The sequence below is a fragment of the Nonomuraea rhodomycinica genome (genome assembly GCF_013363995.1).
In the GTDB taxonomy this organism is placed as follows: domain Bacteria; phylum Actinomycetota; class Actinomycetes; order Streptosporangiales; family Streptosporangiaceae; genus Nonomuraea; species Nonomuraea rhodomycinica.
Window position 1 is genome coordinate 1 of record NZ_JABWGO010000016.1, and the last position, 19633, is coordinate 19633.

The 19633-nt window shown below is 72.0% G+C and carries 18 protein-coding genes; 10 read left to right on the forward strand and 8 right to left on the reverse strand.

Annotation, left to right across the window (positions count from 1 at the left end; translation table 11 throughout):
- Positions 1 to 97 precede the first annotated feature (97 nt).
- The 5 genes from HT134_RS40590 (at position 98) to HT134_RS40610 (ending at position 4351) form a co-directional block, all read left to right on the forward strand.
- Positions 98 to 769, forward strand: coding sequence for a hypothetical protein (locus HT134_RS40590; protein ID WP_175605832.1), 672 nt, complete (start codon positions 98 to 100; stop codon positions 767 to 769).
- A gap of 2 nt (positions 770 to 771) precedes the next feature.
- On the forward strand, positions 772 to 1404 hold the full coding sequence (locus HT134_RS40595) for a hypothetical protein (RefSeq protein ID WP_175605833.1): 633 nt from the start codon (positions 772 to 774) through the stop codon (positions 1402 to 1404).
- Positions 1401 to 2489, forward strand: coding sequence for a C40 family peptidase (locus HT134_RS40600; RefSeq protein ID WP_312888803.1), 1089 nt, complete (start codon positions 1401 to 1403; stop codon positions 2487 to 2489). Before HT134_RS40595 ends, HT134_RS40600 begins: the two co-directional genes overlap by 4 nt.
- Positions 2486 to 2878 (forward strand): (deoxy)nucleoside triphosphate pyrophosphohydrolase, encoded by a 393-nt coding sequence (locus HT134_RS40605; RefSeq protein WP_175605834.1) that lies wholly within the window; start codon positions 2486 to 2488, stop codon positions 2876 to 2878. Before HT134_RS40600 ends, HT134_RS40605 begins: the two co-directional genes overlap by 4 nt.
- A gap of 132 nt (positions 2879 to 3010) precedes the next feature.
- A complete protein-coding gene (locus HT134_RS40610; RefSeq protein WP_175605835.1) occupies positions 3011 to 4351 on the forward strand; it encodes a hypothetical protein in 1341 nt (446 codons plus the stop codon).
- Positions 4352 to 4410: 59 nt separating this feature from the next.
- On the opposite strand, the gene HT134_RS40615 is transcribed toward HT134_RS40610, so the two are convergent.
- From HT134_RS40615 to HT134_RS40645, 7 genes are all read right to left on the reverse strand, one after another.
- The gene (locus HT134_RS40615; protein ID WP_175592729.1) at positions 4411 to 5163 is read right to left on the reverse strand and encodes a succinate dehydrogenase/fumarate reductase iron-sulfur subunit; all 753 of its coding nucleotides are present in this window, start codon (positions 5161 to 5163) and stop codon (positions 4411 to 4413) included.
- Positions 5160 to 7046 carry a fumarate reductase/succinate dehydrogenase flavoprotein subunit gene (locus tag HT134_RS40620; RefSeq protein WP_175605836.1) on the reverse strand — a complete coding sequence of 629 codons (1887 nt, stop codon included), beginning with the start codon at positions 7044 to 7046 and terminating at the stop codon, positions 5160 to 5162. The genes HT134_RS40615 and HT134_RS40620 overlap by 4 nt, the downstream gene beginning before the upstream one ends.
- A 9-nt stretch (positions 7047 to 7055) precedes the next feature.
- Entirely contained in the window at positions 7056 to 7847 is a 792-nt protein-coding gene (gene sdhC, locus HT134_RS40625; protein WP_175592727.1) for a succinate dehydrogenase subunit SdhC, read from the reverse strand.
- Between the two features lie 195 nt (positions 7848 to 8042).
- The gene (locus tag HT134_RS40630; protein ID WP_175605837.1) at positions 8043 to 8489 is read right to left on the reverse strand and encodes a response regulator; all 447 of its coding nucleotides are present in this window, start codon (positions 8487 to 8489) and stop codon (positions 8043 to 8045) included.
- Positions 8489 to 9667: a sensor histidine kinase gene (locus HT134_RS40635; protein WP_217708951.1), complete on the reverse strand. Its 1179-nt coding sequence runs from the start codon at positions 9665 to 9667 to the stop codon at positions 8489 to 8491. The genes HT134_RS40630 and HT134_RS40635 overlap by 1 nt, the downstream gene beginning before the upstream one ends.
- Positions 9664 to 10800 (reverse strand): PP2C family protein-serine/threonine phosphatase, encoded by a 1137-nt coding sequence (locus tag HT134_RS40640; protein WP_175605838.1) that lies wholly within the window; start codon positions 10798 to 10800, stop codon positions 9664 to 9666. The genes HT134_RS40635 and HT134_RS40640 overlap by 4 nt, the downstream gene beginning before the upstream one ends.
- A 36-nt stretch (positions 10801 to 10836) precedes the next feature.
- Positions 10837 to 11766, reverse strand: coding sequence for a LysR family transcriptional regulator (locus tag HT134_RS40645; protein ID WP_175605839.1), 930 nt, complete (start codon positions 11764 to 11766; stop codon positions 10837 to 10839).
- A gap of 237 nt (positions 11767 to 12003) precedes the next feature.
- Here HT134_RS40645 and HT134_RS40650 point away from each other — a divergent pair, with 237 nt between their 5' ends.
- The 3 genes from HT134_RS40650 to HT134_RS40660 are packed head-to-tail and all read left to right on the forward strand — an operon-like array spanning position 12004 to position 15325.
- Positions 12004 to 12666 (forward strand): succinate dehydrogenase cytochrome b subunit, encoded by a 663-nt coding sequence (locus HT134_RS40650; RefSeq protein ID WP_175605840.1) that lies wholly within the window; start codon positions 12004 to 12006, stop codon positions 12664 to 12666.
- Entirely contained in the window at positions 12663 to 14588 is a 1926-nt protein-coding gene (locus HT134_RS40655; protein ID WP_175605841.1) for a fumarate reductase/succinate dehydrogenase flavoprotein subunit, read from the forward strand. Before HT134_RS40650 ends, HT134_RS40655 begins: the two co-directional genes overlap by 4 nt.
- Complete coding sequence (locus tag HT134_RS40660; protein ID WP_175605842.1) at positions 14585 to 15325, forward strand: succinate dehydrogenase/fumarate reductase iron-sulfur subunit; 741 nt, start codon at positions 14585 to 14587, stop codon at positions 15323 to 15325. Before HT134_RS40655 ends, HT134_RS40660 begins: the two co-directional genes overlap by 4 nt.
- A 36-nt stretch (positions 15326 to 15361) precedes the next feature.
- Here HT134_RS40660 and HT134_RS40665 read toward each other — a convergent pair whose 3' ends face one another.
- The gene (locus HT134_RS40665) at positions 15362 to 15997 is read right to left on the reverse strand and encodes a phosphotransferase (RefSeq protein ID WP_175605843.1); all 636 of its coding nucleotides are present in this window, start codon (positions 15995 to 15997) and stop codon (positions 15362 to 15364) included.
- 166 nt (positions 15998 to 16163) lie between these two features.
- On the opposite strand from HT134_RS40665, the gene HT134_RS40670 reads away from it, so the two are divergent.
- Together HT134_RS40670 and HT134_RS40675 are read left to right on the forward strand one after the other, a co-directional pair.
- Positions 16164 to 17822, forward strand: a complete 1659-nt coding sequence (locus HT134_RS40670) for an ABC transporter ATP-binding protein (protein ID WP_246366436.1) — start codon at positions 16164 to 16166, stop codon at positions 17820 to 17822.
- Positions 17823 to 17824: 2 nt separating this feature from the next.
- Positions 17825 to 19621, forward strand: a complete 1797-nt coding sequence (locus tag HT134_RS40675) for an ABC transporter ATP-binding protein (protein WP_175605845.1) — start codon at positions 17825 to 17827, stop codon at positions 19619 to 19621.
- Positions 19622 to 19633: the final 12 nt, after the last annotated feature.

Genomic DNA, 19633 nt, shown 5'->3' on the forward strand with positions numbered 1-19633 from the left:
TGCGGGCGCCTCGGGTGCCTCGGGTGCTCCAGGCGGCCGTGGCGGTGCGGGTGGTCGCAGCGGTTCCGGCGGTTCCTCGGGTGGCGGGGGGCCGCGCGTGTCCGGCGGCGGCCCGCGGGTGTCGGGCGGCGCCGGCGCGGCGTCCCGGCTGTCGGCCGCGGCGGGCGGCGGTGGCGGAGGCCATGGCGGTTCGTCCGGCGGCGGGTCGGGCTCCTCGGGCGGCTCCGGTGGCTCGGGCTCGGCGGGCGGCGGCTGGTTCGGCGGCCGGTCCGGTGGCGGCTGGGCCTCGCGCGGCGGCCGGTCGGGCGGCTCCGGCGGCGGGTCCGGGTCGGGCGGCGGGTCGCGGTCCGGCGGTTCCGGCGGCGGCCTGTTCGGCGGCGGGTCCGGGTCGGGCGGGTCGCGGTCGGGCGGTTCCGGCGGCGGCCTGTTCGGCGGTTCCCGGTCCGGCGGCTCGGGTGGCGGTTCCAGATCCGGCGGTTCGAGGTCCGGGGGGTCGGGCGGCGGGCTGTTCGGCGGCGGGTCCGGGTCGCGTGGCGGGGGGAGCAGGAGCTCCGGCGGTTCCCGGTGGGGCGACTCGGGCGGTTCACGGTCGTCGAGCGGCGGTTCGTCCGGCGGCGGTATCTTCGGCGGGTCGTCGCGCGACGGGTCACGCGGTCGCGCGGAGGAGCCGCCCCCGCTCTGGCTGCCCAGCCGGCGCGGCAGCGGCTCCGGCGGTGACGAGCCGCCCGTGCCGTTCTGGCTCAAGCCCGGCAGTCAGGACAAGGACTGACGATGGCCCTGCCCGGTGACAAGCGGGGGCTGGCGTTCGCCGCCATCGTGGTGGTGATCGCCGCCGTCGGCCTCTACCTCACCATGTGGCCCGGCTCCGGCGACTCCCCTGAGGAGGAGCCGGCCGCCGGACGTACGCCGCGCAGCGTGGTGACCGTGCCGCGCAGCACGCCGCTGGCCACGGCGAGCAACGCCCCGTTCGACATCTACGCGTACCTGCCGCTGACGAAGGAGCAGCTCGCGGCGGCGGCCGACCTGGCCGAGCGGTTCACCGCCGCGTACGGCACGTTCCGCTACGACGAGGACGCGGCCGCGTACGCCGACCGGGTCAAGGCGTTCACCACGGCCGACCTCGGCAGCGTGCTGGCGCGCACGCTGACCTCGCCCGGCACGGTCGAGCGCAACCAGGCCGACGAGGTGGTGTCCACGGGCACGGCCAAGGTCAAGGAGATCAGGTCGGTCGAGAAGACGTCCGTGGTCCTGGTCGTCACCGGCACCCAGCAGATCACCGCCAAGAGCGGCGCGAAGCAGCTCACCGACGACTACGCGGTCACGGTGAGCGAGATGGGCACCGACTGGAGGGTCTTCGACATCCAGCCCGCCGGCGACGGCCAGAAAGGGGACGAGTCGGGGTGAACCTCTCCCGTACGCGCGTCGCCCTGGCACTCGGCGCGGCCGGGGCGGTCCTGCTCGCGCTCGTCATCGTCTCGCCGATGCTGCTCACCTCGATCCCGTCGTTCATCGGCAACGGCGGCGAGCAGCCCGACTGCGCCGGGGGCAAGAAGGCGCAGGAGGCGTCCGACTCGGCCGCCTCCGACATCCCGCCCGACTACCTGGAGCTGTACAAGAAGAACGGCGAGAAGATCGGCGTGCAGTGGACGATCCTGGCCGCCGTCGGCAAGCGCGAGACCGACCACGGCCGCTCCGACCTGCCGGGCGTCAAGAGCGGCACGAACTACGCGGGCGCGGCCGGGCCCATGCAGTTCCTCATCAGCACGTGGGGTGGCAAGGCGAGGATCCCGATGTCGTCGTCGGTCAGCGGCTACGCCTCCGACGGCGACGGCGACGGGATCGCCGACGTCTACAACCCGGCCGACGCGATCCTCGGCGCCGCCAAGATGCTCAAGCGCAACGGCGCCCCGGAGAACGTGCGGCGGGCGCTGTTCGTCTACAACCGCGCCTGGTGGTACGTCGACCAGGTCGAGGAGATCGCCCGCCGCTACGCCAAGAGCGGCGAGGTCGAGACGCCTCCGGAGGCCGACGACTCCTGCGACGAGCCGCTGGTGGAGGCCGCGCCGAGCGAGGTGGTGGCCGACATCCTCGCGTTCGCGCTGGCGCAGCGCGGCAAGCCGTACCTGTGGGGCGGCACGGGTCCTGACGCGTTCGACTGCTCGGGCATCATCTACGCGGCCTACCAGGCCGCGGGCCTGAGGATCCCGCGCACCACCTTCCAGCAGTGGCCGTTCGGCGTGAAGGTGGCGCAGGGGGATGAACAGCCGGGCGATCTGGTGTTCTTCAACGCGGGGCCGGGCACGTCGCCCGACAACCCCGGTCATGTGGGGATGGTCGTGTCGAAGGGGAAGATGATCGAGGCGCGGTGCCGGCTGTGCGGGCCGATCAAGGTGACGGGGTACGAGGGCCGCGGGAACATCGTGGGCTTCACCCGGCCGCTGCAGAATCCGGACGTCATCGACCAGCTCAAGAAACTGCAGTCGCTATGACGGTGGTCGTGGTGGCGGCGGTGATCGTGGATCCGCGGGGGCGGGTGCTGGCCGCGCAGCGCGCGGAGCCGCCCGCGCTGGCCGGCGGGTGGGAGTTCCCGGGCGGCAAGGTCGACCCGGGGGAGAGCGAGGCCGACGCGCTGGTGCGTGAGTGCCGCGAGGAGCTCGGCGTAGAGGTGGCCGTCGGCGAGCGGGTCGGCGGCGACTGGGCGCTGGCCGAGGGGTACGTCATGCGGGTGTGGCTGTGCTCGCTGGCCGACGGCACACCGGTGGCCAAGGAGCACCTGGCGCTGCGGTGGCTGGCGCCGGGCGAGTACTACGACGTGGCGTGGCTGGGCGCGGACCTGCCGGTCATGCGGGCGGTCGAGGACGTGCTGCGCACGCGCTGACCTCGCCTCCGGTATGAGCAACCGGCAGTACGCGCATTTGTCAGCAAAACATCGGGTAATTCCGTCTTTACTGTGTCTTTTACCGGACTAAGATTCCTTTGACCATGGTTCCGGATCGCGCGGAGGGCGCAGGTGGCACGCACGCGAGCGACGGCCGTTTCCGCGATGGTCCTGTCCCTGGGCCTGACCGGCATCGGCGCCGCGCCGTTCGTCGTCCAGAGCGCCAGCGCGTCCGTCGTCGCCTACGACCCGAACGTCGACCCGTGCGACACCGACCAGGCCTGCGAGAGCACGCCCGAGGTCACGGTCACGGTCACCACCACCCTCCCCACGCCTGAGGAGGAGCCGGAGACCACGATCACCCGGACCGTCACCAAGTCGCCGCCCGCCACCAAGACGGCCAGGCCGACGCCGAAGAAGTCCACGACCAGCACGGCGCCGACTCCTCCGCCCAGCACCGCGACGCAGAACCCGCTGCCCGTGGAGCCGCCGCAGACCTCGGCGGAGCCGCCGAGCATCCCGCAGGCCACGGAGCCCACGGAAGAGGAGAGCGTGGTCATGCCGAGCGTCGCGGGCACCGACCCGCCCTCGCAGGCGCCGACCACGCCCACGGCCACGCCGCAGGACACCACGACCAGCGAGTCGGTCCAGCTGGAGGTGCGCGCGGCCACGCCGGAGTTCGACCAGGCCGAGATGGCGCAGAAGCTCAGCATCCCGGCGCTCGTCATGGTGCTGCTGGTGCTGTTCGCGGTGCTGATCTTCGAGGGGCGGCTGCGCCGCATGGCGCACGCGGCGGCCGTCCGCCGGGCCGGCCCGCCCCGGCCCGACCTGGGCGCCCCCGGCTATCCCACCGTCCCCGGCTACCCGCCCGGCGGCCCCGGTCACCCGGCCGGCGGCTATCCCGCCGGAGCCGGCTATCCGGCCGGTCCGGGCGGTTACGCGGCCGGGCCGGGCTACCCCACGGGCGCTCCCGGTTACCCGACCGCCCCGGCCGGATACCCCGCGGGCCCCGGTTACGCCTCCACCGGCATGCCCCCCGGTTACCCGGCGACCACCGCGTACGCGCCCATCCTCAGCTTCGTGCCGGTCCAGGCGTACCCCGGCGGGCCGGTCCAGTACGGGGCCGTCTACCCGGACCCGGCCACGTACGAGGAGTCCGGCCTCCCGGTGCTGCCGCCCCCCGGCCAGACCGGCCCGGACCCGGCCCCCGAGCCCGTGGTGCTGCACCCGGACGACTACAGCAACGAGCCGGTGCGCGAGGAGCCGCAGGCGACGTACCGGGCGCCGTTCGAGCCGGCGGTCCCGCCGGAGCAGCCCCCGGCCGACATCCCGGCGGGCGGCGCCGCCCCGTACGCGGGGCCGCCGGAGCACCCGGCGAGCCCGGCCACGGGCGCCGAGACGGGCGACGCGACCCTGATCGACTACCTGCCGGGCCAGGAGCCGGACGGCGGCAGGCACCGCCGCACCCGGTAGAACCCAGGACGAAATGAGGCGGCCGGTGGAAGCACCACCGGCCGCCTCGTCGCGTCAGGTCACTTGGGGCGACGGAAGATCTTGTTGCCCAGCCACACCAGCGGGTCGTACTTGCGGTCCACCACGCGCTCCTTCATCGGGATCAGCGCGTTGTCGGTGATCTTGATGTGCTCGGGGCAGACCTCGGTGCAGCACTTGGTGATGTTGCAGTAGCCGAGCCCGTGCTCCTCCTGCGCCGACTCCTGGCGGTCGGCCACGTCGTACGGGTGCATGTCCAGCTCGGCGATCCGCATGAGGAAGCGCGGCCCGGCGAAGGCCGGCTTGTTCTCCTCGTGGTCACGGATGACGTGGCAGATGTTGTTGCACATGAAGCACTCGATGCACTTGCGGAACTCCTGGGACCGCTCGACGTCGACCTGCTGCATGCGGTACTCGCCCGGCCGCACCCCCTGCGGGGGCGTGAACGAGGGGATCTCGCGCGCCTTCTGGTAGTTGAACGAGACGTCGGTGACCAGGTCCTTGATGACGGGGAAGGTCCGCATCGGCGTGACCGTGATCGTCTCGTCCTCCGCGAAGGTGGACATGCGGGTCATGCAGCCCAGCCGCGGCTTGCCGTTGATCTCCATGGAGCAGGAGCCGCACTTGCCGGCCTTGCAGTTCCAGCGGACCGCGAGGTCGGGCGCCTGGGTCGCCTGGAGCCGGTGGATGATGTCGAGGACGACCTCGCCCTCGTTGACCTCGACGGTGAAGTCCTCAAGCTTGCCTTCGCCGCCCTCACCGCGCCAGACCTTGAACTTCGCCTTGTAGCTCATTTCGAAATCCCGTCGAACTCGGACATCTCTTCGTCGGTGAGGTACTTCTTCAGCTCGTCGCGGTCGAACAGGGTGATCAGGTCGTCGCGCATCGCCGGCTGGAGCTTCTCCTCGACGGTGATCGAGGAGCCGTCGGCCGTGGAGCAGACGAGCAGCTTGCGCCGCCACTCGGGGTTCATGCCGGGGAAGTCGTCGCGGGTGTGGCCGCCGCGGCTCTCCTCGCGCAGCAGCGCGGCGCGGGCCACGCACTCCGAGACCAGGACCATGTTGCGCAGGTCGAGCGCCAGGTGCCAGCCGGGGTTGTAGATGCGCGACCCGGCGGCACCGACGAGGCGCACCCGCTCCTTGAGCTTCTCGACGACCTCCAGGGCCTCGGAGACCTCCTCGGCCTTGCGGATGATGCCGACGAGCTCGTTCATGGTGCGCTGGAGCTCGTGGTGGACCTCGTACGGGTTCTCTCCGGTGCGCTGGAGCGGGGCCAGCGCCTCCTCGCGGGCCTCGTCGAGCTGCTCCTGGCCGATCTTGGGCCGGGCGGGCAGCGCGTCCACGTACGCGGCGGCGCCCGCGCCCGCGCGGCGGCCGAAGACCAGCAGGTCGGACAGCGAGTTGCCGCCGAGCCGGTTGGAGCCGTGCATGCCGCCGGACACCTCGCCCGCGGCGAACAGGCCGGGCACCGCGGCGGCGCCCGTGTCGGCGTCCACCTCGACGCCGCCCATGATGTAGTGGCAGGTCGGGCCCACCTGCATGGGCTCGGCGGTGATGTCGACGTCGGCCAGCTCCTTGAACTGGTGGTACATCGACGGCAGCCGCCGCCTGATCTCCTCGGCGGGCAGGCGGGTGGAGACGTCGAGGAAGACGCCGCCCTGGGGCGAGCCGCGCCCGGCCTTCACCTCGGAGTTGATGGCGCGGGCCACCTCGTCACGGGGCAGCAGCTCCGGGGGCCGCCGGTTGTTGGCCTGGTCGGTGTACCAGCGGTCGCCCTCCTCCTCGGTGGTGGCGTACTTGTCCTTGAACACCTCGGGGATGTAGTTGAACATGAAGCGCTCACCGGCGGAGTTGCGCAGCACGCCGCCGTCGCCGCGGACCGACTCGGTGACGAGGATGCCGCGCACGGACGGCGGCCACACCATGCCGGTCGGGTGGAACTGGATGAACTCCATGTTGATGAGGTTGGCCCCGGCGAGCAGCGCCAGGGCGTGGCCGTCGCCGGTGTACTCCCACGAGTTGGAGGTCACCACGTACGACTTGCCGATGCCGCCGGTGGCCAGCACCACGGCCGGGGCGTCGAGGACGACGAAGCTGCCGCTCTCGCGCCAGTAGCCGAACGCGCCGGAGATGCGGTCGCCGTCCTTGAGCAGGCGGGTGATCGTGCACTCGGCGAAGACCTTGATGTAGGCCTCGTAGTCGCCGTGCTGCTCGTAGTCCTCCTGCTGGAGGGCGACGACGCGCTGCTGGAGGGTGCGGATCAGCTCCAGGCCGGTGCGGTCGCCGACGTGGGCCAGGCGCGGGTACTCGTGGCCGCCGAAGTTGCGCTGGCTGATCTTGCCGTCCTTGGTGCGGTCGAACAGCGCGCCCCACGCCTCCAGCTCCCACACGCGGTCGGGGGCCTCCTTGGCGTGCAGCTCGGCCATGCGCCAGTTGTTGAGGAACTTGCCGCCCCGCATGGTGTCACGGAAGTGCACCATCCAGTTGTCGTCGGGGTTGACGTTGCCCATCGCGGCGGCGGCTCCGCCCTCGGCCATGACCGTGTGGGCCTTGCCGAACAGCGACTTGCACACGATGGCGGTGCGCTTGCCCTGCTGACGGGCCTCGATGGCGGCCCGCAGCCCGGCGCCTCCCGCGCCGATGACGACGACGTCGTATTCGTGACGCTCGATTTCCACTGAGATTCCTTACGCGTACGGGAAGGCGATGATGCCCTTGGCGACCAGGCGGACGTAGAAGTCGGCGCCCATGACGGAGAACATCGAGGCCCACGCGAGGGGCTGGTGCTTGGCGTTGAGCTTGGAGACGAAGGTCCAGGCGCGGTAGCGGACCGGGTGGCGCGAGAAGTGGTTCAGCCGTCCGGCGGTGATGTGCCGGCACGAGTGGCACGACAGCGTGTACGCGACGATGAGGACGGCGTTGAGCAGCAGGATCCAGGAGCCGAGGCCGAGCGGCTTGTGGACGAGCGCGAGGATCGCGTCGTAGGAGAGGATGGCGCCGATGACGATGGCCGCGTAGAAGAAGTAGCGGTGGATGTTCTGCATGATCAGCGGGAGGCGGGTCTCGCCGGTGTACTTGCCGTGGGGCTCCTGCACGGCGCAGGCGGGCGGCGACAGCCAGAACGACCGGTAGTAGGACTTGCGGTAGTAGTAGCACGTCAGCCGGAACCCGCCGGGCAGGCCGAGGATCAGCAGGCCGGGCGGCAGGGTGTACCAGTCGCCGAACGGCGCCAGGCCGAACAGCCGCGCCCCCTCGGGGCACGAGGTCGCCAGGCAGGGTGAGGAGAACGGCGCGATGTACTCGGCGCCGGGCACGTAGTACGGGGTGTCGAAGATGGCCCACACGCCGTAGACGAGGAAGGCGCTGAGTCCGAGGAAGGTCAGCAGCGGGGCCAGCCACCATCGGTCTGTGCGCAGGGTGCGCACCTTGATCTGCGCGCGCTGCCTTCTGACGGGCGCGTCGGACGTCGTCTGGCTCATCGGGGACCTCTCCACCTCCCGCGGACCCTCGCTCGCCTGGGGTCCGGGTCGTTCGCTGGTTGCGCGTGGCGCGGGGCGTCGTCTCCGCTCGGGCGCGCATTGGTGGGGGATACGTTACGACGCCCACGTGAGCATTTGTGACAAGGGTCACTCACTTTTTCGATGACCCGATGTGATTCCTGTCACGTCCACGCGTCAGAGGCGGTTCCCCTGGTGCGGCAACTTAACCACCGTGACGAAAAAATCATCTATTTGCCGGACAACTCGGATGAATTGCTCGAAATCCACCGGCTTGGCGACGTACGCGTTGGCGTGCAGCCGGTAGCCCTGGAGGATGTCCTCCTCGGCCTCGGAGGTGGTCAGGATGACGACCGGGATGGTCCGCAGCTCCTGATCCTCCTTGACCTCGCGCAGCACCTCCATGCCGTCCATCCGCGGCAGGTTGAGGTCGAGCAGCACGAGGTCGGGCCGCGGCGCGTCGCGGTAGCGCTCCTCCCGGCGCAGGAAGGCCATCGCCTGCTCGCCGTCGTTGACCACGTGCAGGCGGTTGCGCAGCTTGTTGAACTCGAACGCCTCCCGCGTCAGCAGGATGTCGCCCTGGTCGTCCTCCACCAGCAGCACCTCGATGGGGCGGCCCTCCATCACGCGTCCTCACCGTCCTCGCGCGGAGCCGGGTCACCGGCCGCCGGCAGGGTCCACCGGAACGTCGCGCCCGGTGCCGGGGTGTCGTGGTCCAGCCAGAGCCGCCCGCCGTGGTACTCCACGATCTTGCGGCAGAGCGCCAGCCCGATGCCCGTCCCCGGGTAGACGTCGCGCGGGTGCAGACGCTGGAAGATCAGGAAGATCCGGTCGGCGTACTTGGCCTCGATCCCGATGCCGTTGTCGGAGCAGGCGAACTCCCACATGCCGTCGCGGCGCACGGCCTCGATCCGGACGCGGGGCGGATCGTCCGCGCGGAACTTCACGGCGTTCTCGACCAGGTTCTGGAAGAGCTGCGTGAGCTGGAGCCGGTTGCCGAGCACGCGGGGGAGCGGGCCGGCGGTGACGCTCGCGCCGGCGTCGTGCAGGGTGGCCGACAGGTTGTCGAGGGCCGCCGACAGCACCTCGCCGGCGTCGACGGGGGCCCGCTCGCCGCTGACCCGCCCCACGCGCGAGAAGTCGAGCAGGTCGTTGATGAGCAGCTGCATGCGCCGGGCGCCGTCCACCGCGTAGTGGATGTACTGCTTGGCGCGCTCGTCGAGCCGGTCGCCGTAGCGCTGGTCCAGCATCTGCGTGAAGCTGGCGATCTTGCGTAGCGGCTCCTGCAGGTCGTGGCTGGCCACGTAGGCGAACTGCTCCAGCTCGCCGTTGGAGCGGCGCAGCTCGGCCGCCTGGTCCTCGGCGTTGCGCCAGGCGGTCAGGATGCGCTCGCGCATGGCGTCGACGTGGCCGGACAGCTCGGCCAGCTCCGCCGGCTGCTCGACGCTCGGCCGGTGGTCGAAGTCGCCGGCCGCCACCCGGCGCACCTGCTCGGTCAGGCTGGCGATGGGCTTGAGCACGACGTAGCGCACGACGAGGACCAGCACCACCCCGGCCGCCAGCAGGAGCAGCAGCAGCACCACGAGCGCCACGTACAGCCTGGACAGGTGCGCCTCGACCTCCGGACGCGGCCGGGCGGCGTGGACCTGCTCGATGAGCAGGGCCGTCAGCACGATCCCGACCACGAACGCGAGCGTGAACGCCGAGCCCACGACGGCGAACCAGCGGCCCATCGGCAGGCGGCCGAACCCGGTGGGCGCCGGCGGCGACGGCAGCGGCCGCAGGCCCGCGCCGGCGCTCACCCGCCGCTCCCGCGCACGAGCAGCACGGCGAGGTCGTCGTCGGTCGTGCCCACGTGCTCGATGAGCCGGTCGAGGTCGATCGAGCCGTGCGCGCGTACCAGCTCGACCAGGCCCTCCACCCCGAGCGGCCGGTCACGACCCCCGGAGGCGGCCTCGATGAGGCCGTCGGTGTAGAGCATGATCGCCCACTCCTCTCCGAGGGGGACGTCGATGACCTTCCACGCGGCGTCGGAGAAGATGCCGAGCGGCGGTCCGGACGGCGCGCCGTCGACCACGTCCACCACGCCGTCGCGCACCAGCAGGGGCGGCGGGTGGCCGACGATCCGCATCCGGGCGTGGCGCAGGTCGGGCGTGATGGTGACCATGCACAGCGTGGTGAAGATCTCCGGGGCCTTGCGCTCGGCCCGCAGCAGCGCGTCGAGGGTGTGCAGCAGCCGCTCGCCGTTGTGCCCGGCGAGGACCAGCGTGCGCCAGGCGATGCGCATCGCGACGCCGAGGGCCGCCTCGTCGGGGCCGTGCCCGCACACGTCGCCGATGACCACGTTGATCGCGCCGTCGGGGGTCTGCACGGTGTCGAGGAAGTCGCCGCCGAGCAGCGTGCCCTGGTTGCCGGGCAGGTAGCGGGTGGACTGCTCGACCCGGTCGCCGCGCAGCAGCGCGACGGGCAGCAGGCCGCGCTCCAGCCGGGCGTTCTCCTTGGCGGTCAGCTCGGCCTCGACCAGGCGGAGCTGGGCCAGGTCGGCCCGCTTGCGCTCCATGGCGTAGCGGATGGCCCGGGCCAGCAGCCGGGCGTCGATGTCCTGCTTGACGAGGTAGTCCTGCGCGCCCGCCTGCACCGCGGCGACACCCACGTGGGCGTCGCGCAGGCCGGTCAGCACCAGCACGGCCGCGTGCGGCGCGAGCCGCAGCACCTCCCGCAGCGCCTCCAGGCCCGAGGCGTCCGGCAGCGTCAGGTCGACCAGCACGCACTGGATCGCGCCGGTGAGCCGCGACCTGGTCTCGCGGAGGCTGCGCACCCAGATGATCCTCGGCGGCGCCTCCGCCTCCTTGAGCAGCTCCTCCACCAGGAAGGCGTCACCGTCGTCGTCCTCGACGAGGAGCAGCGTCAGGGGCTCGGTCAGGGATGCCGTCACACGTGGGCCTCTTCACAGCAGTAGGACTGTCGCAGCTCATTCTGCGATGAGCTCCACCCCTTGCGGAAGCGTCCCCTCCTGTCCCGCCTCGACCACGAACGCCAGGAGCGTCGCGCGGAACGCCTGCGCGGCCCTGGTCGGCTCCACGTCCCTGCGGTGCGCGAGCGCCACCGTACGGCTGAGCCCGGGCGGCGCGAGCGGCGTGGCGGCCAGCCCGGGACGCCCGTCCAGGACCATCGACGGCACGACCGCCACGCCCAGCCCCGCCTCCACGAACCGCAGCACCGCGTCCATCTCCCCGCCCTGCACGGCCAGCCGCGGCTCGAAGCCGGCCTGCCGGCAGGCGGCCAGCGTGGCCTCCCGCAGGTCGTAGCCGCGCCGGAACATCACCATCGGCCGGCCGCGCAGGTCCTCGATGCGCAGGTACGGCTTGCGCAGCGGCTCGTGGGAGGAGGTGACCACGACCAGGTTCTCCCGCAGGATCTCCTCGGTGACCAGGGCCGGGTCGTCGCCCTGCAACGGCATGATGATCAGCGACAGGTCGATCTGCCCGCGGGCCAGCGCCCGGACCAGGTCGCGCGAGCCGCCCTCCTCGACCAGCAGCTCGATGCCGGGGTAGTCGCGGTGGAAGCGGGCCAGCGCGTCGGCCAGCAGCCCGGTGCAGAGCGACGGGGTCGCGCCGAGCCGCACCCGGCCCTTGCGCAGCCCGGCCAGCTCGGCGACCTCCTGGCGGGCGGTCTCGGCGTCGGCCAGCATGCGGCGGGCCAGGGGCAGCAGCGCCTCGCCGGCGGCGGTCAGCGTGACGTTGCCGCGCGCGCGGGAGAACAGCGGGGCGCCGAGATCGGTCTCCAGCGCCTTGATCTGCTTGCTGAGCGACGGCTGGGCGACCCGCATCCGCTCGGCCGCCTGGGTGAAGTGCCTGGTCTCGGCCACCGCGACGAAGTAGGAGAGCTGCTGCAACTGCATGTGATTTTCCTCGCACCGGCGCGCGCCGGCGGGCGCGGGTTAGCCGTACAAACCAGACATCATAGCCAGCGGCTATGGAAACCAGGCCCGCGATGACTTGGACGGATCATTCCTGCATACCTAGCGTCAGGAAACGTGACTGCCACGATAGAGCGCGGCTCCGCCACCGCGCCTGTTAGCTCCCCCAAGTCCGCCCCACCGGCGAAGCAGCCCACGGGTCGGAAGCCGCGTTCCTTCATGGCCTCCTCCAACGGCAAGAAGGCCGTCATGGCCGTCACCGGTGCCGTGATGGTCGGCTTCCTGGTGCTGCACATGCTGGGCAACCTCAAGATCTTCCTCGGGCGCGAGTCGTTCAACGACTACGCCCACGCTCTGCGCACCCTGCTGGAGCCCATCGCGCCCTACCGGTCGGTGCTGACGATCCTGGAGATCATCCTGGTCGTCTCCGTGGTGCTGCACATGTGGGCCGCGATCTCGCTCGCCCGGCGGGCCAAGCAGGCGCGTCCGGTCAAGTACGTCGCCAAGAAGTCGCAGGCCGGCGGCTACGCCACCCACATCATGCGGTGGGGCGGCCTCACCATCGCGCTCTACGTCGTCTGGCACCTGCTCGACCTGACCTTCGGCGTCGTCAACCCCAAGGGCTTCGACTCCGCGCCGGCCGACCGGATGATCGCCGGGTTCGACCCGTCGCGCTGGTGGGTGACGCTGATCTACCTCGTGGCCGTCGTCCTGGTGGGCCTGCACCTGCGGCACGGGGTCTGGAGCGCCTTCCAGACGCTCGGCTGGGCCAACCGCGCCCGCTACAAGGCGCTGCGCGCGACCGCCTCCCTGCTGTCGGCCGTCCTCGTCGTCGGCTTCCTCGCCCCGCCGCTCGCCATCACCTTCGGAGTCGTCAAGTGAAGTTCGTAGAGGGCCCGGACATCCGGGACACCAAGGCGCCCGAGGGTCCCATCGAGGAGCGGTGGGAGAAGCGCAAGTTCGCCGCCAAGCTCGTCAACCCGGCCAACAAGCGCAAGCTCAACGTCATCGTGGTCGGCACCGGCCTGGCCGGCGGCTCGGCCGCCGCCACGCTCGGCGAGCTGGGCTACAACGTCAAGTCCTTCTGCTACCAGGACTCGCCCCGGCGCGCCCACTCCATCGCCGCCCAGGGCGGCATCAACGCCGCCAAGAACTACCGCGGCGACGGCGACTCGATCTACCGGCTGTTCTACGACACCGTCAAGGGCGGCGACTTCCGCGCCCGCGAGTCGAACGTCTACCGCCTGGCCCAGGTCTCGGTGAACATCATCGACCAGGCCGTGGCCCAGGGCGTGCCGTTCGCCCGCGAGTACGGCGGCCTGCTCGACACCCGCTCCTTCGGCGGCGCCCAGGTCTCGCGCACCTTCTACGCCCGCGGCCAGACGGGCCAGCAGCTCCTGCTCGGCGCCTACCAGGCGCTGGAGCGGCAGGTGGCGGCCGGGACCGTGCAGATGTTCACCCGCCACGAGATGCTCGACCTGATCGTGGCCGACGGCCGCGCCCGCGGCATCATCGTGCGCGACATGGTGACCGGCGAGATCGAGCGGCACGTCGCCGACGCGGTCGTGCTGGCCACCGGCGGCTACGGCAACGTGTTCTTCCTGTCCACCAACGCCAAGGGCTGCAACACCACGGCCATCTGGCGGGCCCACGAGCGCGGCGCGTACTTCGCCAACCCCTGCTACACGCAGATCCACCCGACCTGCATCCCGGTGTCGGGCGAGTACCAGTCGAAGCTCACGCTGATGTCGGAGTCGCTGCGCAACGACGGCCGCGTGTGGGTGCCGCTGCGCAAGGGCGACGACCGCGCGCCCGGCGACATCCCCGAGGACGAGCGCGACTACTACCTGGAGCGCATCTACCCGGCCTTCGGCAACCTCGTCCCGCGTGACATCGCCTCGCGCGCCGCCAAGAACGTCTGCGACGAGGGCCGCGGCGTCGGCCCCGGCGGGCTCGGCGTGTACCTCGACTTCCGCGACGCCATCAACCGGCTCGGCCGGGACGCCGTGGAGAAGAAGTACGGCAACCTGTTCGAGATGTACGAGCGCATCACCGGCGAGAACCCCTACGACGTGCCGATGCGCATCTACCCGGCGGTCCACTACACGATGGGCGGCCTGTGGGTGGACTACGACCTGCAGTCCACGATCCCCGGCCTGTTCGTGATCGGCGAGGCCAACTTCTCCGACCACGGCGCCAACCGCCTCGGCGCCTCCGCGCTGATGCAGGGCCTGGCCGACGGCTACTTCGTGCTGCCCACCACCATCGGCGACTACCTGGCGGCCGGGCCGTTCGGCGAGGTCGACGAGGAGGCCGTGACCGAGGCCGAGGGCAAGGTCCGCGCCAGGATCGAGCGCCTGCTGTCGGTCAACGGCAACCGCACGCCCGACTCCTTCCACCGCGAGCTGGGCAAGCTCATGTGGGACTACTGCGGCATGGAGCGCACCGAGGAGTCGCTGCGCAAGGCCCTGGAGCGCATCCCCGAGCTGCGCAAGGAGTTCTGGGAGAACGTCAAGGTCACCGGCACCGCCGAGGAGCTGAACCAGGTCCTGGAGAAGGCCGGCCGCGTCGCCGACTTCTTCGACCTGGCCGAGCTCATGTGCCTGGACGCCCTGGTGCGCACGGAGTCGTGCGGCGGCCACTTCCGGGCCGAGTCGCAGGACGCCGACGGCGAGGCGCTGCGCGACGACGAGCACTTCGCGCACGTGTCGGCGTGGGAGTACTCGCCGGAGGGCGTGCCGGTGCTGCACAAGGAACCGCTCGAGTACGAGTACGTCAAGATGACCCAGCGGAGCTACAAGTGAACCTGACACTCAAGGTCTGGCGGCAGAGCGGCCCCACCGACGCCGGGCGCATGGTGACGTACAAGGTCGAGGACGTCTCGCCCGACATGTCGTTCCTGGAGATGCTGGACGTCCTCAACGAGCGGCTGATCATCGAGGGCGACGACCCGGTGGCCTTCGACCACGACTGCCGCGAGGGCATCTGCGGCATGTGCGGCATGGTCATCAACGGCGTCGCGCACGGCGAGCAGCGGGCCACCACGACCTGCCAGCTGCACATGCGGCACTTCGAGGACGGCGCCACCATCACCATCGAGCCGTGGCGCGCCGCGCCGTTCCCGGTGGTCAAGGACCTCGTCGTGGACCGGTCGGCGTTCGACCGCATCATCCAGGCCGGCGGTTTCGTCTCGGTGCCGGCCGGCTCGGCCCCGGACGCGCACAGCGTGCCGGTGCGCAAGGAGGACGCCGACTCGGCCTTCGACGCGGCCACCTGCATCGGCTGCGGCGCCTGCGTCGCGGCCTGCCCGAACGGGTCGGCCTCCCTCTTCACCGCCGCCAAGATCACTCACCTGAGCCTGCTGCCCCAGGGCCAGCCGGAGCGCCTCACCCGCGCCAAGGCCATGGTGGACCAGATGGACGCGGAGGGCTTCGGCGGCTGCACCAACACCGGCGAGTGCACCGCGGTCTGCCCCAAGGGCATCCCGCTGGACACGATCGCCCGGATGAACAGCGACTACCTCCAGGCCAACAAGAAGTAGCCGCACCCCGCGCCCGGGGGCCCACCCGCCCCCGGGTCAGGCGGCCGTCCAGGCGGAGGTGGTGTCGAGGCGGTCGCGCCAGAGCTTCTCGCCGCCGCCTCCCGGCTCCCAGCGGGCCGTGAAGTCCAGCAGGTCGCGGCAGCGGGCCAGCATCGCCGCGTGCCGGGCGTCCCACGCGGGCACATCGGGGCCGCCGCCCTCGCGGTAGGCGTCGAAGAAGCGCGGCAGCAGCGCCACGTGCTCCGGGTGGTGCGTGCGCACGATCCACTCGCACCACGACAGGTCCTCGACCGGCGGGCCCGGGTGCGCCCACTCCCAGTCGAGGATGGCCACCGGCTCGTACGTCTCCGGGTCGAACAGCATGTTCTGCGGGCCGTAGTCGCCGTGGACGATCCCCAGCCGGTGGATCGCGGCCAGGGCGCGCCCGCAGGCGGCCAGCACCTCCGCGGCGCGGCCGTCGTCCAGGAGGTCCTGGCCGTGCGCCCCCGGCACGAAACGGGTCGTCACGCTCGTCGGCGTGATCTTGTGGACGCGCGGCACCGGCAGCCGCCCCCGCAACCGGCGCAGGAACCTGCTCTCCGTGCGCAGCCGGACCTCCGCCTCGGGGCCCTCGTAACACTTCACGACCAGCGCGCCGTCGCCCACCGTGCTGTTGGTGTACCCGTGCCTCACAGAGACCGATTCTCGCCTACCGACCCGCCCGGCGCACCGGTCGGCGGCCGTTGACTACGACGGCCCAGGGAGGGACGTTCCAGAGGTCGAAAATGGTTTGCCGGGCTGTCGGGACGTTTGTCAACCTTGACTGGCCATGCGCTCCCTTCCTCAAGCCGATCCCGGCATGCCCGACGTCCGCGGCCCGCTCCGCTACCTGTGGTGGAACGCGCGCCGCCAGTTGCCGTCGCTGCTGGGCGGCATCGGCTTCGCCACCGTGTGGTGGCTGGTGCAGGCCCTCGTGCCGGCGGTGATCGGGAAGGGCGTCGACGCCGTCACCGCCGAGGACGCCCGCTCGCTGGTGCTCTGGTCGCTGGCCCTGCTGGGGCTCGGCCTGGTCCAGGCGTACACCGGGATCATGCGGCACCGGCTGGCCGTCTACAACTGGCTGGCCGCCGCGTACCGCACGGTCCAGGTGACCGCCCGGCAGGCCGCCCGGCTCGGCGCCACCCTGCCCAAGCGGCTGTCGACCGGCGAGGTCGTCAGCGTCGGCAACTCCGACATCGCGCACATCGGCAACTCCATGGACATCCTGCTGCGCGGCACCGGCTCGGTCGTGGCGATCGTCACCGTCACCGTGATCCTCATCTCGACCTCGCTGCCGCTGGGGCTCATGGTGCTGGTCGGGGTCCCGCTCATGGCGGTGGCCGTCGGGCCGCTGCTGCGGCCGCTGCACCGCCGGCAGAAGGCCCAGCGCGAGCTGACCGGCGAGCTGTCCACCCGGGCCGCCGACATCGTGGCCGGGCTGCGGGTGCTGCGCGGCATCGGCGGCGAGCGGGTGTTCGCCGGCCGCTACCGCGAGGAGTCGCAGCGCGTCCGCCACGCCGGGGTCTCCGTGGCCGGGGTCGAGTCGCTGCTCGAAGGGGCGCAGATCCTGCTGCCCGGCCTGCTCATCGCGGCCGTCACCGGAGTCGGCGCGTCGTTCGCGATCGGCGGGCAGATCTCCACCGGCCAGCTCGTCGCCTTCTACGGCTACGCGGTCTTCCTCATCGGCCCCATGCGCACGCTCACCGAGGCCGCCGACAAGCTGACCAAGGGCCACGTGGCCGCCCGCCGGGTGGTGCGCATCCTGTCGATGGAGCCCGAGGTGTCCGGCGGCACCGGCACCAGCGGCGGCGGCGTGCTGCGCGACACGTTCAGCGGCGTCACCCTCCAGCCGGGCACGCTCACCGCCGTGGCCGCCGCCGCGCCCGAGGACGCGATCGCCATCGCCGACCGGCTCGGCCGCTACACCGCGGGCGACGTCACCTTCGGCGCGGCCGACCTGGCCGAGCTGCCCATCGAGGAGGTCCGCTCCCGCATCCTGGTCGCCGACAACGGCGCCCGCCTGTTCAGCGGCCGGCTCCGCGACGAGCTCGACGTGCGCGGCGAGGCGTCCGACGACGAGGTGCGCCGGGCGCTGCGCGCCGCCTGCGCCGAGGACATCGTCGAGGCCCTGCCCGACGGGCTGGAGGCGCGGGTGGCCGAGGGCGGCCGGGAGTTCTCCGGCGGCCAGCAGCAGCGGCTGCGGCTGGCCCGCGCCCTGGTCGCCGATCCGGAGGTGCTCATCCTGGTCGAGCCGACCAGCGCCGTGGACGCCCACAGCGAGGCCCGCATCGCCGACCGGCTGACCCGCGCGCGGGCCGGCCGCACGACGCTGGTCTGCACGACCAGCCCGCTGGTGCTCGACCGCACCGACCACGTGATCTACGTCGAGGACGGCCGGGTGCTCGCCGAGGGCACCCACCGGGAGCTCCTGGAGTCCTCGCCCGCCTACGCCGCCACCGTGACCCGAGGGGAGGACTGACGATGGCCCGCGAGATCCTGCCGGTCGCCGACCAGGCGCGGGTGCGCGCCTACGCCCGGCGGCTGACGCTGAGGTACCCGCGCCGGCTCGCCACCGCCCTCGCCCTGCACGGGCTGGCCGCCGTCGCCGGGCTGGCCGTGCCGTGGCAGCTCGGCCGGCTCGTCCAGGACGTCAAGCTGGGCACCCCGGTGAACGTCGGGCTGGTCGCCGCCGGCATCGGCGCGTTCCTGCTGCTGCAGGGCGTGCTGGTGCGCTACGCGGTGCTGGCCTCGGCCCGGCTCGGCGAGAAGGTGCTGGCCGAGCTGCGCGAGGAGTTCGTCGACCGGGTGCTGGGCCTGCCGCTCTCGACGGTCGAGCGGGCCGGCTCCGGCGACCTGATCACCCGCACGTCACGCGACGTCGACTCACTGTCCAGGACCGTGCGGCACGCGGTGCCCGAGACGCTGATCGCGATCGTCACGTTCACGATCACCCTGGGCGCGCTGGTGCTGGTCGGGCCGCTGCTCATGCTGCCGATGCTGGTGGCCGCGCCGTTGCTGTGGTTCTCCACCCGCTGGTACCTCAAGCGGGCCCGCGACGGCTACCTGCGCGAGAACGCCGCCTACGCCGACATGACCGAGGGCCTGGCCGAGACCGTGGAGGGCGCGCGGGCGGTCGAGGCGCTCGGCCTCCAGGAGCGGCGCAGGCAGCGGACCGACCGCGACATCGCCCGCTCGTTCGGCGCCGAGCGCTACACCCTCGGCCTGCGCACGATCTGGTTCCCGGCGGTCGAGCTGGGTTACGTCATCCCGGTGGTGTCCACGCTGCTCGTGGGCGGCCTGCTCTACATCGACGGCCACGTCACGCTGGCCCAGGTCACCGCCGCCACCCTGTACGCCCAGCAGCTCATCGACCCGCTCGACCGGTTCCTCATGTGGATCGACGAGCTGCAGGTGGGCGGGGCGGCCATGGCCAGGCTGCTCGGCGTGGCCGACGTGCGCGACGACCGGGCCCCCTCCGGCGTCCGGCCCTCCGGCGAGCTGATGGAGGCCGACGACGTCCGCTACGCCTACCGGGAGGGCCGCGACGTGCTGCACGGCGTGTCCCTCACCGTGCGGCCGGGCGAGCGGCTGGCCATGGTGGGTCCGTCGGGCGCGGGCAAGTCCACGCTCGGCAGGCTGCTGGCCGGCATCCACGGCCCGCGTTCCGGCACCGTGTCGGTGGGCGGCGTCCCCCTGGTGGAGCTGCCGCTGGACGAGCTGCGCGGGCACGTCGCGCTGGTCACCCAGGAGCACCACGTGTTCAAGGGCACGCTGCGCGACAACCTGCTCATCGCCCGGCCCGAGGCCGACGACGAGGCGGTGCGTGCCGCGCTCGGGGCGGTGGACGCCCTCGACTGGGTGCTCGCCCTGCCCGACGGCCTCGACACGGTCGTCGGCTCCGGCGGCACGGTCATCTCGCCCGCCCACGCGCAGCAGCTCGCGCTGGCCCGCCTGGTGCTGGCCGACCCGCACACCCTGGTGCTGGACGAGGCCACGTCGCTGATCGACCCGCGCGCCGCCCGTCACCTGGAGCGCTCGCTCGCCGCGGTGCTGGACGGGCGCACGGTCATCGCGATCGCCCACCGCCTCTACACCGCCCACGACGCCGACCGGGTGGCGGTGGTGGAGGACGGCCGGATCACCGAGCTGGGCTCCCATGAGGAGCTGGTGGCCGCCGACGGCTCGTACGCGGCCCTGTGGAGGAGCTGGCACGGCGTTCCGGCGCGTACGGGCAGGGGAGAGCCCGCCGTGGACGTCCCGGCCGGTACGACCGGCTGAGAGCCGCATGCG

What these genes read in the sequence shown, in the direction of transcription:
- HT134_RS40650 (WP_175605840.1), top strand. Translation starts at nt 12,004, where the DNA reads ATGGCCTCCTCCAACGGCAAGAAGGCCGTCATGGCCGTCACCGGTGCC.
- HT134_RS40670 (WP_246366436.1), top strand. Translation starts at nt 16,164, where the DNA reads ATGCCCGACGTCCGCGGCCCGCTCCGCTACCTGTGGTGGAACGCGCGC.
- HT134_RS40645 (WP_175605839.1), bottom strand. Translation starts at nt 11,766, where the DNA reads ATGCAGTTGCAGCAGCTCTCCTACTTCGTCGCGGTGGCCGAGACCAGG.
- HT134_RS40615 (WP_175592729.1), bottom strand. Translation starts at nt 5,163, where the DNA reads ATGAGCTACAAGGCGAAGTTCAAGGTCTGGCGCGGTGAGGGCGGCGAA.
- HT134_RS40595 (WP_175605833.1), top strand. Translation starts at nt 772, where the DNA reads ATGGCCCTGCCCGGTGACAAGCGGGGGCTGGCGTTCGCCGCCATCGTG.
- HT134_RS40630 (WP_175605837.1), bottom strand. Translation starts at nt 8,489, where the DNA reads ATGGAGGGCCGCCCCATCGAGGTGCTGCTGGTGGAGGACGACCAGGGC.
- HT134_RS40675 (WP_175605845.1), top strand. Translation starts at nt 17,825, where the DNA reads ATGGCCCGCGAGATCCTGCCGGTCGCCGACCAGGCGCGGGTGCGCGCC.
- sdhC (WP_175592727.1), bottom strand. Translation starts at nt 7,847, where the DNA reads ATGAGCCAGACGACGTCCGACGCGCCCGTCAGAAGGCAGCGCGCGCAG.
- HT134_RS40605 (WP_175605834.1), top strand. Translation starts at nt 2,486, where the DNA reads ATGACGGTGGTCGTGGTGGCGGCGGTGATCGTGGATCCGCGGGGGCGG.